General features: G+C 33.2%; 14 protein-coding genes, 1 pseudogene and 1 riboswitch. Of the genes and pseudogenes, 13 read left to right on the top strand and 2 right to left on the bottom strand.

Annotated elements, in window-relative coordinates; all coding sequences use genetic code 11:
- Positions 1-47: 47 nt before the first annotated feature.
- Positions 48-497: a hypothetical protein gene (locus ACX5JI_RS13055; protein WP_459501467.1), complete on the bottom strand. Its 450-nt coding sequence runs from the start codon at positions 495-497 to the stop codon at positions 48-50.
- A gap of 82 nt (positions 498-579) precedes the next feature.
- Here ACX5JI_RS13055 and ACX5JI_RS13050 point away from each other — a divergent pair, with 82 nt between their 5' ends.
- From ACX5JI_RS13050 to ACX5JI_RS13005, 10 genes are all read left to right on the top strand, one after another.
- On the top strand, positions 580-891 hold the full coding sequence (locus ACX5JI_RS13050; protein WP_017152451.1) for a hypothetical protein: 312 nt from the start codon (positions 580-582) through the stop codon (positions 889-891).
- Positions 892-894: 3 nt separating this feature from the next.
- Positions 895-2,121, top strand: a complete 1,227-nt coding sequence (locus ACX5JI_RS13045) for a glutathionylspermidine synthase family protein (protein ID WP_459501466.1) — start codon at positions 895-897, stop codon at positions 2,119-2,121.
- Positions 2,122-2,123: 2 nt separating this feature from the next.
- A complete protein-coding gene (locus ACX5JI_RS13040; protein ID WP_459501465.1) occupies positions 2,124-2,510 on the top strand; it encodes a DUF350 domain-containing protein in 387 nt (128 codons plus the stop codon).
- Positions 2,511-2,577: 67 nt separating this feature from the next.
- Positions 2,578-2,741, top strand: a riboswitch (M-box (ykoK) riboswitch).
- A gap of 381 nt (positions 2,742-3,122) precedes the next feature.
- Positions 3,123-3,854, top strand: coding sequence for a P-type ATPase actuator domain-containing protein (locus tag ACX5JI_RS13035; RefSeq protein ID WP_459501464.1), 732 nt, complete (start codon positions 3,123-3,125; stop codon positions 3,852-3,854).
- 133 nt (positions 3,855-3,987) lie between these two features.
- A complete protein-coding gene (locus ACX5JI_RS13030; RefSeq protein WP_459501463.1) occupies positions 3,988-4,854 on the top strand; it encodes a 5'-3' exonuclease in 867 nt (288 codons plus the stop codon).
- A 231-nt stretch (positions 4,855-5,085) separates the two neighbouring features.
- The gene (locus ACX5JI_RS13025; protein ID WP_459501462.1) at positions 5,086-5,226 is read left to right on the top strand and encodes an FbpB family small basic protein; all 141 of its coding nucleotides are present in this window, start codon (positions 5,086-5,088) and stop codon (positions 5,224-5,226) included.
- A 178-nt stretch (positions 5,227-5,404) separates the two neighbouring features.
- Positions 5,405-7,387 carry an acetoacetate--CoA ligase gene (locus ACX5JI_RS13020; protein WP_459501461.1) on the top strand — a complete coding sequence of 661 codons (1,983 nt, stop codon included), beginning with the start codon at positions 5,405-5,407 and terminating at the stop codon, positions 7,385-7,387.
- A gap of 106 nt (positions 7,388-7,493) precedes the next feature.
- Positions 7,494-8,033, top strand: a complete 540-nt coding sequence (locus ACX5JI_RS13015; protein WP_459501460.1) for a site-specific integrase — start codon at positions 7,494-7,496, stop codon at positions 8,031-8,033.
- Between the two features lie 48 nt (positions 8,034-8,081).
- Positions 8,082-8,228, top strand: a complete 147-nt coding sequence (locus ACX5JI_RS13010) for a hypothetical protein (protein WP_459501459.1) — start codon at positions 8,082-8,084, stop codon at positions 8,226-8,228.
- A 48-nt stretch (positions 8,229-8,276) separates the two neighbouring features.
- The gene (locus ACX5JI_RS13005) at positions 8,277-8,597 is read left to right on the top strand and encodes a hypothetical protein (protein WP_459501458.1); all 321 of its coding nucleotides are present in this window, start codon (positions 8,277-8,279) and stop codon (positions 8,595-8,597) included.
- 745 nt (positions 8,598-9,342) lie between these two features.
- On the opposite strand, the gene ACX5JI_RS13000 is transcribed toward ACX5JI_RS13005, so the two are convergent.
- Positions 9,343-9,600, bottom strand: coding sequence for a prealbumin-like fold domain-containing protein (locus ACX5JI_RS13000; protein ID WP_459501457.1), 258 nt, complete (start codon positions 9,598-9,600; stop codon positions 9,343-9,345).
- A 546-nt stretch (positions 9,601-10,146) separates the two neighbouring features.
- Between ACX5JI_RS13000 and ACX5JI_RS12995 the strand changes: the two genes are divergently transcribed.
- From ACX5JI_RS12995 to hblC, 3 genes and pseudogenes are all read left to right on the top strand, one after another.
- Positions 10,147-11,376 carry a helix-turn-helix domain-containing protein gene (locus ACX5JI_RS12995; RefSeq protein WP_459501456.1) on the top strand — a complete coding sequence of 410 codons (1,230 nt, stop codon included), beginning with the start codon at positions 10,147-10,149 and terminating at the stop codon, positions 11,374-11,376.
- Between the two features lie 130 nt (positions 11,377-11,506).
- Positions 11,507-11,885 (top strand): annotated as a pseudogene (locus ACX5JI_RS12990) (IS6 family transposase); the annotation flags it as partial.
- A gap of 1,101 nt (positions 11,886-12,986) precedes the next feature.
- The gene (hblC, locus tag ACX5JI_RS12985; protein WP_459501455.1) at positions 12,987-14,306 is read left to right on the top strand and encodes a hemolysin BL lytic component L2; all 1,320 of its coding nucleotides are present in this window, start codon (positions 12,987-12,989) and stop codon (positions 14,304-14,306) included.
- Positions 14,307-14,333: the final 27 nt, after the last annotated feature.

Genomic DNA, 14,333 nt, shown 5'->3' with positions numbered 1-14,333 from the left:
TAAATATAAAGAATATTTGTTTACTGTAAAGCATAGGATTTGAAATATTATCTGCACGCCCCTGTAAAGTTTCCATAATAAATATAGCATTTTCGATCTTCGTCAATTTCTCTTGAATCTAAAGAGAATTCCAAGAACACTCCGTCTTTTTTGATATATAAAATATCAGAATGAAGAGGCGTTAAAATTTCTTCGTGATGCCATACTTCTTTACTTTCTATTATAGTCGATTCCGTTCCCTGCAGTTCCCTAATTTCAAAACCGATATGAGAGTATGTGGGTTCTAGTGAATCATTGAGGAAATCGTCTTTTTGAATATATAATACTGCTGTTCCGTCAGGATCCATCGCAGTTGCTGTTATGACATATGTGTTTCCTTCTTTAACGAAATATTCACAAGTCATCCTTGCAACGATTTCGGAAACAGAAATGTTTGTATAATTCCACAAAGCAGGATATTGTTTCATTTCATCATAGAGTCGATATTCTAACCGCAATTGTAATCCCTCTTCCTTTTTCTTCTATTTTATCATGAATTCTATTATAATAAAAATATAATTTACAAAGGAGAGTTAGCCGTTGACAAAAACAAAATGGTTAGTAACAGGTGTTCTAACATCTTTAGTGGCTGGTACTTTATCTGGCTGTACAGAAGATCTTCCTCCAAAACCAAAAGATAAGAGTTGTTCTGATTGGGATTGGGATGATGAACTTGGTGTATGGCGATGTGATGACAGCCATTCAAGTTATCATGGTAGTTATTATTATGGTGGTAGATACTATCAAAATAAATCAACCTTCAAAAGTTCTTCTGAATTTAAGTCCTATCAAGCTTCGTCTAATTTTAAAGGGGGAATTGGAAGCGGTTCAAAGGGGGGATTTGGAGGTTAGATTATGTCGCTTTACATAAAGAAACGAAATCAATTTTACTCAAGGTTCCCCCATTTTTGGTCTAACTTATACGGGAGTGAATATAGCCTTTTTCATATTTTTGAAATAAAGGAACAAACGCTCCAAGATTTGCAGCTAGCAACAGAACGGATGGGGAAAGTATTTTTTAAGACTGCTAGGCTTCTTCGGACCTTGTCGGATACACAGCTTCTTGAACTTGGTTTTCCTTCTGCAAGTCTGCCTTTTATTAGAATGGAATCTTTATTTCCTGAATCTATTATTTCAAGATTTGATTTTGCGGTGACGGAGGATGGTATGAAAATGTTGGAGTTTAATAGTGATACCCCTACCTTTATCGTGGAATGTTTCCAAATGAATGGTGAAGTTTGTACAGAATTGGATTATTGTGATCCAAATAAAAATCAGGAACGGCTTCTTTCCTCTGGAATCACAAAATCTGTGATGGAGGCTGCGAAAGGGGTAGAAACACCAAACGTTGTGTTTACAGCTCACCACGGGCATATAGAAGATTGGAATACGACCCGGTATTTAAGTCAGTTATGTCAAGTTACCAATAAAATGCTGCCGATGTCAGAGCTTAGAATTACAAAAGATGCTTTACTTGACGCAGATGGTGTGCCAATTGATGTTTTATATCGTCAGACATATCCTATTGAAGATTTAGTTGAGGACCGGGATCCTAACACGGGAGATCTTGTAGGTATCGAATTATTACAACTTGTAGAAGAAGGAAAGCTTTGGATTATAAATCCAATTTCATCTTTTCTAATGCAGCCGAAATCGGTTCAATGTCTCATTTGGGGATTAGCAGAGGAAGGTGCCTTTTATACAAATGAGGAGCGAAGGTGGATTAAAGAATACATGCTTCCTACATACTTAGAAGCAGATTCGTTTTTAGGAAAAAGCTCTTTTGTTCAAAAACCTTCCTTTGGTAGAGAAGGTGACACGGTTACAATTCGTGACAAAGATACTAATATTATGAATCAAAATGTATATCAAACGTATAAAAAAGAGCTTCCTGTATTTCAAAAATATGTAAAGCTGCCAGTTGTTTCCCTTAGGACTGAAAGGGGGAACGAGGAATTGTCATATGTGTTTGGATCATTTTTAATTGCTGGGAAGCCAAGTAGTATTGGAATACGTGCTGGTGAAAAAATTACGGGGAATGAATCTTATTATTTACCTGTCGGAATGAAAAAGGAGGATTAGAAATGATAAATTTCTTGCTTTATTTAGCGGTTTCAATTGGTCTTTTATGTGTCGGTCTCTTTCTTATGGAAGTGACAACAAAAGTGAAAGAATTTTCATTAATGGCGAAAGGGAATAAAGCAGCAAGCTACGCGCTTGGGGGAAGACTGCTTGGCCTTGCTATTGTCTTATACTCGACTGCTGCCCATTCTGTTTCAGTAATGGATATGGTTTTATGGGGAGCAATTGGAGTAGTCGCGCAAATTATTGTCTTTTATTTAGCCGAATGGTGTACACCGCGTTTTAATATTAATCAAAGCATTGAAGAAGATAACCAGGCTGTTGGACTTTTTCTTATGTTTTTATCTATTTCCATTGGTGTGGTAATTGCGGGATGCTTAACATATTGAAAAACCTTGAATTCAAAGAGTTGACATCTATTTTAAATAGGAGTAACATTTTCTACATAATAAAAAAATAAGTCTCTGTTAGGTGAGGCTCCTGTATAGAGAAATGCTACTGCCCAAAAATGTCGAGAGACGCCAATGGGTCAACAGGAATGATCGAATTAAGGTTTTTCTTAACGTAGCTGGTAACATACCTATGCTATACAGTGCTAAAACTCGGCGAGGGAGAGGTTCGCAGATTTCTATACTTAATAGGAATCGCTTATTTATGTATGCGATGACCTTTACTCGTTTATGAGTAGAGGTCTTTTTATTAACAAGCTATGAAATTTATCATAGTATAAATATTGACTAAAAAAGCGAAAGAGGAGGTGAGGAGCATGTCAAATTCTGACTCGGTTCCGTTACCCATATACTTCGAAATAAAAATATATGATGTAGGCAGGAAACGACTTGTTCCTCCCTCTATATTTATCATAAGGTAACGTACAGCTTTATTGTTGTAAGCTAAACGTGAAACACTTTAACAGAGTGTATCAATACAAGAATTGTTAAAGTGAGATAAATTGAGAAACAAAGCGTTTCTTCCTATGTTGTAAAGGAGGAGACGATAATATGTTATATGTAAATAAAATTGTGGGTAACATGTCTCAGAAACAAAGTAAAAGAATGGTGAAAGAACAATCTATACTAAAACAAAATAAAGATTTGTTGATTGAAATTGCCACAAGAGATGTGAAGTCCGTATTTGCTTATTTTAAAACAACAAGAGATGGCCTTTCGATGAAAGAGGCACAGAAACGCATTCATGTGTACGGGAAAAATGAATTATCTTCAAAACGGGCAATTTTTTCTGATGTAATGATGAAATTAGGAGAAATGATCCCTGGATTTGCAAAGCAACGTGTCGATAACGAAAATCGATGTGAGATTGTAACAGTAACTGTTTCTAGAGTAGAAGGATGTACGACTGTAGGGATGAATAGTGAATCCAAAATAATAAAACTACCAGTTGAAGAGCTAGTTCCAGGGGATGTAGTTTTTCTTTCGGCAGGTGATACAGTTCCAGCTGATGTACGTATTATTTATGCAGATGATTTATTAGTGAATGAATCGATGCTAACAGGTAAAGAAATAAACATAGAAAAATTTGAAAGCTGTTATCATCTTGAACGCAAGCGTTTTATTCCATTAAAGCGTATGAAAGACTATAATCCACTTCAACTTGAAAATGTATGTTTTAAAGGCACACATATTGTAAATGGAACTGCGAAGGCTGTGGTCGTTTCAACAGGTAAAAATACGTATTCTGGATTGCTTCACATGTACTGTAACAAAACACTTTGAACTGTTAATGATGCTAAATATATGAAAACATTGTATAATAGATAAAGTTGAACAGTAACGTAGAATGTAATCTATTTATATAACCTTACGTGATAACGTGAGGTTATTATTTTTTGTTAGTAGGAGAGGAATTATGAAAAAAGTATTGTTAGTTGATGGGATGGCATTATTATTTCGTGCTTTTTACGCAACAAGTGTTTATGGGCAATTCATGAAGAGACAAGATGGTACCCCAACAAATGGGATTCATGGTTATATGAAACATTTATTAACAGCAGCGCAAGAAGTTGAACCGACGCATATTGTAACGTGTTGGGATATGGGGAGTACAACTTTCAGAACGGAATCGTTCTCAAACTATAAAGCAAACCGTGCAGCACCACCAGAAGAGTTAATTCCGCAATTTGATCTTGTACAAGAAATGACTTCGCAGTTATCTGTTCCTGTAATTGGTATGAAAGGCTATGAAGCAGATGATTGCATTGGGACGTTAGCAAAGGAATACTGTAATGAGGCAGAAGTATATATTTTAACAGGTGACACAGATTTACTACAACTTGTGGATACTAAGGTTACTGTGATGCTTCTTCGCAAGGGTATTGGGAACTATGAATATTATACGCCAGAGAAGATTATGGAAGAAAAAGGCGTAGAGCCGTGGCAAATCGTTCATGCGAAAGCATTTATGGGAGATACGAGTGATAATTACCCAGGTGTAAAAGGGATTGGTGAAAAGACGGCATATAAACTAATTCAAGAACACGGGACGGTAGCGACAGTGCTAGAAAATATATCGACATTAACAAAAGCGCAGCGTACAAAAATTGAAAGTGATTTAGAGAACTTAAATATATCATTACAACTAGCACAAATTCATTGTGAAGTTCCAATCTCTTGTTCGCTAGAAGAAGGTCTGCATACAATTGATGAAGAGAAAGTAAGATCTGTCTGCGGTGAAATGAACTGGGGAAGACCTGAAATATTTATAAATATGCTGTAAAAGCAATGCTAGAGAGATTGCTTATGACTATAGATAACGTCTGATCAAATGTATTTTGATTAAGCGTTATTTTTTTATTGGTAAAGTTATCAGAAAAAATACATAGTTTTCATCTGGAATTCAAATAGATTTCACACGAATCTTTTATCATAATACTACACAGATAATTGCTTATCTTTTATATAAATGATCCTTTGATAAGTTATTTGTAATCGTGAAGGAGGAAAAGACATGCGAAAAAAAATAAGAAAATCCTTTAAACAATTATTGATAGAGAATAAACAATTATTATTGAACGATAAAGAGAATATAAGGGAAATAGAAGAAAAGATTGAGAAAAGACATGCTTCGTATCGTGTAGCCAGCAATTAAATAAGATAACATTTCTGAAATAAATAATAGGAATAAGCAGGAGATGACGTGGTTGATACGCATCTCCTTTTGTTTATTCGGTATGAACTTCCTCTTCTAAAAAAAGGTTTTTTAAGAGTAGTTGCTGTATATAGTTATTATTTACTTTTAAAAAATTGTAAGATGAGGAGGAATAATAATGAAAGCGATTACTGCGAGTGTGCTTCTATGGAAGCCATCACAACAGCAAATAGAAAATGCTGGTATTAGCCTTTTTATGAAGTGGCTTAGTCAAGAGAAAGGTTTATCTTTTGTAAATCAAAGAGAATTATGGAAATGGTCTGTTGAAGAACTTGAATCATTTTGGGAAAGCATTTGGAATTATTGCCGAGTTAAATCTAACACACCGTATAATCAAGTTTTGGAATCAAGAAAGATGCCTGGAGCAAAATGGTTCACAGGTGCTACTTTAAATTATGCGGAACATGTTTTTCGAAATGAAAGAGGAAATAAGCCAGCAATAATTTTTCAATCAGAAACCACTTCGAGAACGGAAATAAGCTGGAAAGAACTTCAGCAAAAGACAGCTATGGTGGCAAATTCACTAAAAGAATTAGGGGTTAAAGCAGGGGATCGTGTTGTTGCTTATATGCCAAATATTCCTGAGACTGTAATTGCTTTTTTAGCGTGTGCTAGCATAGGGGCGATTTGGTCCAGTTGTTCTCCTGATTTCGGGACAAATACTGTTATTGATCGATTTAAACAAATTGAACCGACCATTTTATTTGCAGTTGATGGCTATTCCTATAACGGTAAAATTCAGAATAGATTAGCAAATGTTTCGGAAATTCAATCGAATCTACCTACCTTAAAGCAGACCGTTTTAGTCCCTTATGTTGGAAGTAATGATTTTGAACTACATAATCGTCCAATGTATTGGAATGATTTATTGCGAGGAGATTGTGATCTTGTTTTCGAAAAATTGCCATTTGATCACCCTCTTTGGATTTTATTTTCTTCCGGAACAACAGGGTTGCCAAAACCGATTGTGCAAAGTCAAGGAGGGATACTATTAGAGCAACTTAAGACATTATTAGTTGAACAAGGTGTGAACCAAGATGATGTGTTCTTTTGGTTTACAACGACAGGCTGGATGATGTGGAACCTTTTAGTAGGAGGACTTTTAACTGGAGGCACAATTGTTTTATATGACGGTAGCCCGTCTTATCCTGGTATACATATACTATGGGATTTTGCGGAAGAAGTTGGGATTACTTTCTTTGGTACAAGTGCTGCGTTCCTAAGTGCATGTATGAAATTTGGAGTTAAGCCAAAAGAAAGACATCGTTTTTCTAAGTTAAAAGCGATTTGTTCAACTGGTTCACCCTTATCAATAGAAGGCTTTTTATGGGTATATGAGAATGTGAAAAAAGATGTGTGGCTTGTTTCAACTAGTGGAGGGACTGATGTATGTACGGCATTTGTTGGTGGCTCTCCTATATTGCCTGTTTATGCAGGAGAAATACAAGCACGCTCGTTAGGAGCACACGTACAATCTTTTGATGATGAAGGGAATTCGGTTATTAATGAAGTTGGAGAATTGGTTATAACGGCACCAATGCCATCTATGCCCATCTATTTCTGGGGGGATCACAATAATAAACGTTATTTTGAAAGTTATTTTGAGATGTATTCAGGGATTTGGCGACATGGTGATTGGATCAAGTTTGATGATAAAGGAAGTTGTGTTATTTTCGGACGATCCGACTCTACGATTAATCGGTTAGGAGTACGTCTAGGAACGAGTGAAATCTATCGTATAGTTGAGTCGCTGGATGCTATTGTTGAGAGTTTAGTAGTGGATTTAGAGCTCCTTGAGCGTAAAGCATGTATGCCGCTATTTGTCGTGTTAAAGCCTGAAATAGATATGAGTGATGGCTTAAAAGAAACAATAAAGGCTGAAATAAAGCAAAAGGTTTCACCGCGTTTTGTCCCTGATGAAATTTACGTAGTAGAGCAAATTCCGAAAACATTGAGTGGAAAGAAACTAGAGGTCCCAATTCGTAAAATCTTATTAGGATTTCCACCAGAAAAGGTAGTCAACCAAGGAGCCATGGCAAATCCAGAATCATTAAGTTTTTTCGTTGATTTAGCACAAATGATGAATAAGCAAGGACAATAGAGCTCTTCCTGATCCGTTGGGTGAGTGGTAAGAATTGAATATTTCATGCAGCTGAACAAGTAGGAATGAAGAAATAAAGTTCTTGAAATATTGTAGGAGAAGTAACATGTACGTAATTATTAAAAAAGGGACAAACATTCTATTGGTGTGTTTGTTCCTTTTAGAAAAAGGTAAACGTGAAACGACTATTAAAGATTATATAAGACATATGACTAATTTTGAAAAATGGCTAAGATCTGAAGGAAGTAGTTTAAAAAAACTAACTCGTTATGATGTACAACAATATATTAAATATGTACAAGATAAAGGAAATAAAGCAACAACAATACATCCTAAGTTTAGTTCTATTGTCGCCTACTCTCAATATTGTCAGAAATTATATCTAGTCGAAAATATTCAGCATCCTGGTATTCGTCAAATTGCAATGATTCGTCAATATCGAGAAGTAAAACCATTTGATGAACAAGCCCACCAATTGCTGTTACAATCCATGCAAAATTCTGTATTAGAAAAAGATGAAAAAAGCGATATTATCAATGTTGCAATTGCTGAATTAGTAAAAAATAGTTATGAGTTGCCAGCTTTTCATACTTTGATAAAAACAGTAAATCATGTTCATGCTATGGCTTATCGGGCTTTATATTAATATGTATCAAACACTTTGAATCCAAAGGAAAAGGGAGAATTAGATGCTTTGTTTCAAAGTAAAGACGGTTCTACTTATTCTGATTGGAATATGAGTAAACAGGATCCTGGCCGTCCAACATTAAGTCAATTAAAAGAATGGATTTCTCGTAAGAAATGGATTCATGACCGACATGTGAGAACAGACTTTTTTTAGAATCTTCGTATTCCACCAGCGAAAATTACAAGATTAGCAAATGAAGCAATGACATTAGATTCAGCTGGAATGAAAAAAGTAGAACCACATAAACGGTATACACTTGCAATTGCATTATTACACAATCAATTTGCTAAAACCATTGATGATATTGGTGAAATGTATACTAAAAGAATAGCCATATCTGATCACAAAGCCGAAAAATCACTTATTGATTTAAAAGAAAGAAGAGAAAAACAAACGGATCATTTGGTTACTATTTTACGTGATACTGTCACAGCTTATCAATCCGAAGGACCTTTAGAACACCGTTTAAAAACATTGGAAACACTAATTGGTGGAAGCCACGGTCAATGTAGATTACACTAAGTTAAAGAGGTAATAAAAAATATTACATAAAAACGGGTTAATTTTACCTTTTATTTACATTAAATTCAAAAAAATGATTATGAATCCAAAAATCGACCTCTCAGATTTCTTTGTAATCTTTTTGATTGGTTAAGGTAATACCATAGATATTGATTGAAAATAAATCCCATACGAGAGATAAGAGGGTGGTTAAACGTTTATTTGTTTTCGTTCATAATTTTAAGTGCATTATACTTAAGCCAATTTTATATAATACAATTTCATTTATAGGTAATTTGATTATTAATAAAAAATGAAGTGGAAAATTCGAGTATCTATATATTTACAAATAAAAAGTGACATACAAAGAATGCCTAATACAAAATGGATTTAAAGCAATAATTCCTAAGTGACATTTCTTTTGTTATAGAATAAACAAAGCTAGGTATTGCAGTAACTACTGTTTTGAGGTCAATTTACTGTGCACTAAGTGTCTAATGGGCTTTATATTGCAGCACCTCTTAATTAGAGGTGCTATTTTTGTTAATTAACAATCATTGTACCCAGAAAATTAATAATATGTTATGCGATGCGGTAATAAAGCTAAGTAGAATAGAGACTGTTAATACAAAGATTAACAACATATTAAAAATCTTTTTCATATGTTTTGTCTCCTTTGCTATTTCTATTAATGTTGAAATATATTCAGTTCTTCCTCTTTTGCGGAAAAATTAAACTAATGTTGCGATCATTAATATATTGCCAATTAGATAAAAATAGTTGGCAATATACCGCCAGTATTTTGAATATTCCATTCGTCTTTTGTGTTTTCTATTTTTATGTTTTGTACTGATGATGAGACCTCTACCTCAATTGGACCTCTAAATAACATATATCTATTTGGTGCTTGAATTTCTTTCACTGTATACTTTCCGAAGCGTAGTGGTTTAGAAGTGGCCTTACCATTTTTATCTGTTGTTAATTTCTCAACCTCTTTACCATTTTTGTCTGAAATTTGGAACACAGCATTTTTACATTTGAATTAGCAGCATCCACTTTTTCAATCTTATTTTGTTCAAGTGATTGAATTGAAATTTTGGCTGTTTGTTCTTGCGGTGGTACAGTATCTCCTGTGACCCTCGCTGTATTTTGAATCTCCTTACCAGCTTGGCCCTCGCATGGAATATCACTGTATGCCGCTCTGTATTTGTATTTTGTAGGTTCTTCACTGTTTTCTCGTATTCTATAATTGGATCTTGTAGAATCAAGAAACTACCTTCGCTCATTTCAGTGTCGTTTAGAAAATTACAAGAAAAAGATATATTTCTTTCCACTAAGATAAAGTGTCTTTCACCCTTTTTCTATCTGCTTCGATATTTAAATGTTAATTACAAATAAATAATATATGATTTTCATAAAAAAAATATAGTAATATTTTGTCGTGAATTGTACTATTTTGATATTTTATAGTATTATTTGTCGTGAGTTATACCTGACGGAAAATAATTTATGAATCTACAAAGGGATAACGTAAAAATTTATCATTTAATCCAATTAAAAGGAGAATTTAATGAATAATTCCATCGATATACAACACTTGTGTGATCTTGCACATAAAGCCTTTAATGTACCTGTTCACATTTTATCTACAGACAAAAAAATCTTATATCATTCTACTTCTGATGATGTTTGTAGCCCTTTTTATTCTTCTAAAGAAGAACATCTTAGTGACATTTATCAAGAAAATGATCCCAATAACTTGCCACTTTTCAGATGTAACAGTTATCTTGAGAATTTCGTCCTAATTCATATAGCAAATCATGATTATATAAAAGGGACTATTATAATCGGTCCCACTATACATCCAAAGGGCCCAGATGATATAACTTTTAAACTTCGGAAAGAATTTAACTCAAATAATAATATTCAAGAAAGACTAGCCTATTATCAGTGCCTACCTGAGATTAAAAAAACTACTTTAATTGATATGGGAGTTCTATTACATTACATGATTTTCAATGAAAAGTTAGATGTAGATATTGTTTTAGAAAAAAATAAAGTGCTAGAGGAAGTCCCCTATAAAATTGTGAAACCTGATCTATATATTTTAAAACGCCAACAAAATAAACCTAAAACTCACAACATGACATTAGTACATAATTATTTTTCAGCAATCAAAGAAGGAGATAAAAAGAAGTTATTGCAATATATGTATGCAGTTTCGCAAGAGGATGTTGAATTAATTTTAACAGCGGATCCACTCAGAAACCAAAAAAATCATGGGATTATTGCGATTACTTTAGCTACTCGATATGCGATAGAAGGTAACCTCCCACCAGACATTGCTTTTGCTCTTAGTATTTTGTATATCCAAACCATGGAACAACTAGATAACGTGGACTCTGTAAGGCGATTGTCAGGAGATGCTTTACGTACTTTTGCAGATCGAGTGAAAGAATTCAATGCGCAAAAATTTTCAAATGCGGTTACTACATGTATGAATCATATTAGTAAAAATGTTTACGATGGAATATCTCTCAATGAACTCGCTAATCATTTGGATATTACTCCTACTTATTTATCTAAATTATTTAAAAAAGAAGTGGGGATTCCTTTAAGTGAATATATTCAAAGGGAACGAGTGGAAGAAGCAAAAAAATTATTAACACTCACTACATATCCATTATCAGATATTTGTGCTTGGCTTAACTTTAACGACCAAAGTTATTTTACAAGGGTTTTCAAAAAATCAACTAACATGACTCCTAGACAGTATCGTGAAAAATATACCGTAATATAAGCTTCATGTCTTTTTCTGGTGCAAAAACTTTAATATACGTGTAAGTAATCTCTAAAACTTGGGTATACCGTTTCTATTACTCTAGAAAGGGTACATGATTGATCTGGAAAAGGAATATGTATTCAAATAGATACATTATCAGCCTGATATTATTTTGTTAACGGTATGACCTCAGTTGTCGTGATTTGGTGAAAATGATGGAGAAACGGGGATTATCCATTTCTCATACAACTATTATGCGTTGAGTTCATCAGTATGGTTCTGAATTGGACAAATGAATCTGATTTCACCTCAAACCAATGACTCTTGAAGAGTCCATGAAACATATATCAAAGTAAAAGGGCAATGGATATAAATATCAAGGTGTTAATTCGAAAGGAAACACAATCGATTTTTGCCTAAGCGAAACAAGAAACCAGAAGGCTGCAAAGCGCTTTTTCAAGAAAGCTTTGCGGCCTTTTCATGTTTCAAAACTTCTTGTTATAACGATCGATAAGAATCCAGTTTATTTTCTTCATGTTAAGTATTGAAGTGGTTGGAATGAATTGTATTTCAGAGGTTTTTTTATGACTATATAAAGATATTTGTGAATAATATGGTAAATTAAGTATTTATTAATAGTAATATTGGGAATTATTCCATAAAACTTAGCAATATAACATATATTACTTGATATATCTATATTTTATGTAATTATACATAACCAAATAAAGGTAAAAAAGTATAAGTAATCCTATTAAATTATTCTATAAATATTTATTCTAAAATAAAACTAGCTCGGTTAAAATAAAATAGTTATTTTTTAACCATATATATATTAATTTGTAAACATTACAATTACAAAGATAAAATCCAACATTAATTTTATTAGTATAATATTTTTCACTCATATTAGTACTTAACAATTAAATTATCGAGTACAATCGACAAAATTTTGCTATTTACGCATCGGAAATTTAATGTTTTAATGAACAACATAACTGGTATGACCACACAGAAAGGAGAAGATTAGGCTAATAGGAGTTTAGTAAAGTTGCAAGTAACATTATGTCGAGATTAATTATCTTAATAATCAATTAATTTTAAAAGGGTTTAGAATCCCAAAAGTATCACATTTGTAAAAAAGTGTTTAAGTTTCTACATAGCAAAAGTGATTTTATTTCGCAATAAAATTATAAGCAATGTACATTATAATTTCATCTTTTGTAATTTTGTAGGGCTCTTGCCGACAAAGCTAGGAGAGATATTATGAAATTATTATGAAAAAAGTCATGGCAGGGTTAGCTGTAAGAGCAATGGATTTATCTATCTGAGCTCCTGTAAGTCAAGCAGCAACTCCAGAGAAAAATCAATATTATACTATTCATTTGGCAGCTAATTCAAATATAGGTGATGAACTTTTATTGTTTACTTGTGAAAAACATAGTATTTAAATGAGGGGGAAGTAAGGTTCTTACATTCTATAAGAAGTAAATAATAACGAGGGTTTAACACTCTCTATCCGAAAGAATTCTCCTTCCTCAAGTATGTGCAAGAAAAGAGCCTAGCGTTAGGTCGTTCAAGATGTATGTATAAGATTATTAACAGACAATAGTGAAGAGGTGTACGGAATGAAAAATAAAATAATTAAAGGTTTTTTTATAACATCAATAGTAACTGGAGCGACTATTCCTATCAATACTCTCGCAATGCCAATCGTTCAGGTAGAAACGCAACAAGAGAATGCGGATATTTCCTCATCCTTACGAAAATTAGGTGCACAATCTAAATTAATCCAAACATATATTGATCAAGCTTTGATGAGTCCTAATGTACAGCTTGAGGAAGTCCCAGCTTTAAATACAAATCAATTCCTAATCAAGCAAGATATGAAGGAATGGTCATCAGAACTTTATCCACATTTAATTCTATTAAATTCAAAAAGTAAAGGGTTTGTAACTAAATTTAATAGCTATTATCCAACATTAAAAACATTTGTAGACAATAAAGAAGATAAAGAAGGTTTTGTAGATAGACTTGAAGTTCTTCAAGAAATGGCTATGACGAACCAAGACAATGTACAACGTCAGATTAATGAATTAACAGATCTTAAATTACAGCTCGATAAAAAACTTAAAGATCTCGACACTGACGTGACACAAGCGCAGGGCGTACTAAGTTCAGATGGGACAGGGAAAATAGACCAGCTAAAAAATGAATTACTAAATACAAAAAAAGCAATTCAAAATGATTTACAACAAATAGCATTAGTACCAGGAGCTTTAAATGAACAAGGATTTGTTATATTCAAAGAAGTCTATAGTCTTTCAAAGGAAATCATTGAACCGGTTGCTCAAGCAGGGTTGGCAGCGTATAACAAAGGAAAAGAAATTAATAACTCTATTTTAGAAGCAGAGACAAAAGCAGCGCAAGAAGCGAAAGAAAAGGGTAAAACTGCTTTAGAGATTGAATCGGCAAAAAAAGCAGCTCGTGAAGCAATTGAGAAAAGCAAACAAGGTGAAATAGCTGCAGCTGCAGCCGCAAAAACGCAAGAGTATGACTTGATGAAAGCTATTGACACTGAAAAAATTAAGAAAACATTTGGTGCCTTCGCTGAAATGAATAAACTAACAGCAGAACAGCGAGCACATTTAGATGATTTAGAGAAACAAAACCAAAAGTTATATGATTTAACAACGAAACTATCAATAGCAGATTTACAAAAATCAATGCTTCTTCTTATGCAAAATGATTTGCATACGTTTGCAAATCAAGTAGATGTAGAACTTGATCTAATGAAACGCTATAAAGAAGATTTGAATCTAATAAAAAATAGTGTTACAAATTTATCTACTAATGTTGATACTACTAACCAGGAGTCTCAAAAAGATACATTAAGAAGATTAAAAAATATGACAAGCTATCTTGAAGAACAGGTTTATAAATTTTAATATTAGGAATTTATAAAAATACAGAGA

It is taken from the genome of Bacillus sp. C1, assembly GCF_054570475.1.
The sequence above is the reverse complement of the archived record's forward strand: the minus strand, read 5'-3'. Positions and strand labels throughout refer to the sequence as shown.

What these genes read in the sequence shown, in the direction of transcription:
- ACX5JI_RS13020 (WP_459501461.1), top strand. Translation starts at nt 5,405, where the DNA reads ATGAAAGCGATTACTGCGAGTGTGCTTCTATGGAAGCCATCACAACAG.
- hblC (WP_459501455.1), top strand. Translation starts at nt 12,987, where the DNA reads ATGAAAAATAAAATAATTAAAGGTTTTTTTATAACATCAATAGTAACT.
- ACX5JI_RS13015 (WP_459501460.1), top strand. Translation starts at nt 7,494, where the DNA reads ATGTACGTAATTATTAAAAAAGGGACAAACATTCTATTGGTGTGTTTG.
- ACX5JI_RS12995 (WP_459501456.1), top strand. Translation starts at nt 10,147, where the DNA reads ATGAATAATTCCATCGATATACAACACTTGTGTGATCTTGCACATAAA.
- ACX5JI_RS13025 (WP_459501462.1), top strand. Translation starts at nt 5,086, where the DNA reads ATGCGAAAAAAAATAAGAAAATCCTTTAAACAATTATTGATAGAGAAT.
- ACX5JI_RS13030 (WP_459501463.1), top strand. Translation starts at nt 3,988, where the DNA reads ATGAAAAAAGTATTGTTAGTTGATGGGATGGCATTATTATTTCGTGCT.
- ACX5JI_RS13035 (WP_459501464.1), top strand. Translation starts at nt 3,123, where the DNA reads ATGTTATATGTAAATAAAATTGTGGGTAACATGTCTCAGAAACAAAGT.
- ACX5JI_RS13005 (WP_459501458.1), top strand. Translation starts at nt 8,277, where the DNA reads ATGACATTAGATTCAGCTGGAATGAAAAAAGTAGAACCACATAAACGG.
- ACX5JI_RS13045 (WP_459501466.1), top strand. Translation starts at nt 895, where the DNA reads ATGTCGCTTTACATAAAGAAACGAAATCAATTTTACTCAAGGTTCCCC.
- ACX5JI_RS13040 (WP_459501465.1), top strand. Translation starts at nt 2,124, where the DNA reads ATGATAAATTTCTTGCTTTATTTAGCGGTTTCAATTGGTCTTTTATGT.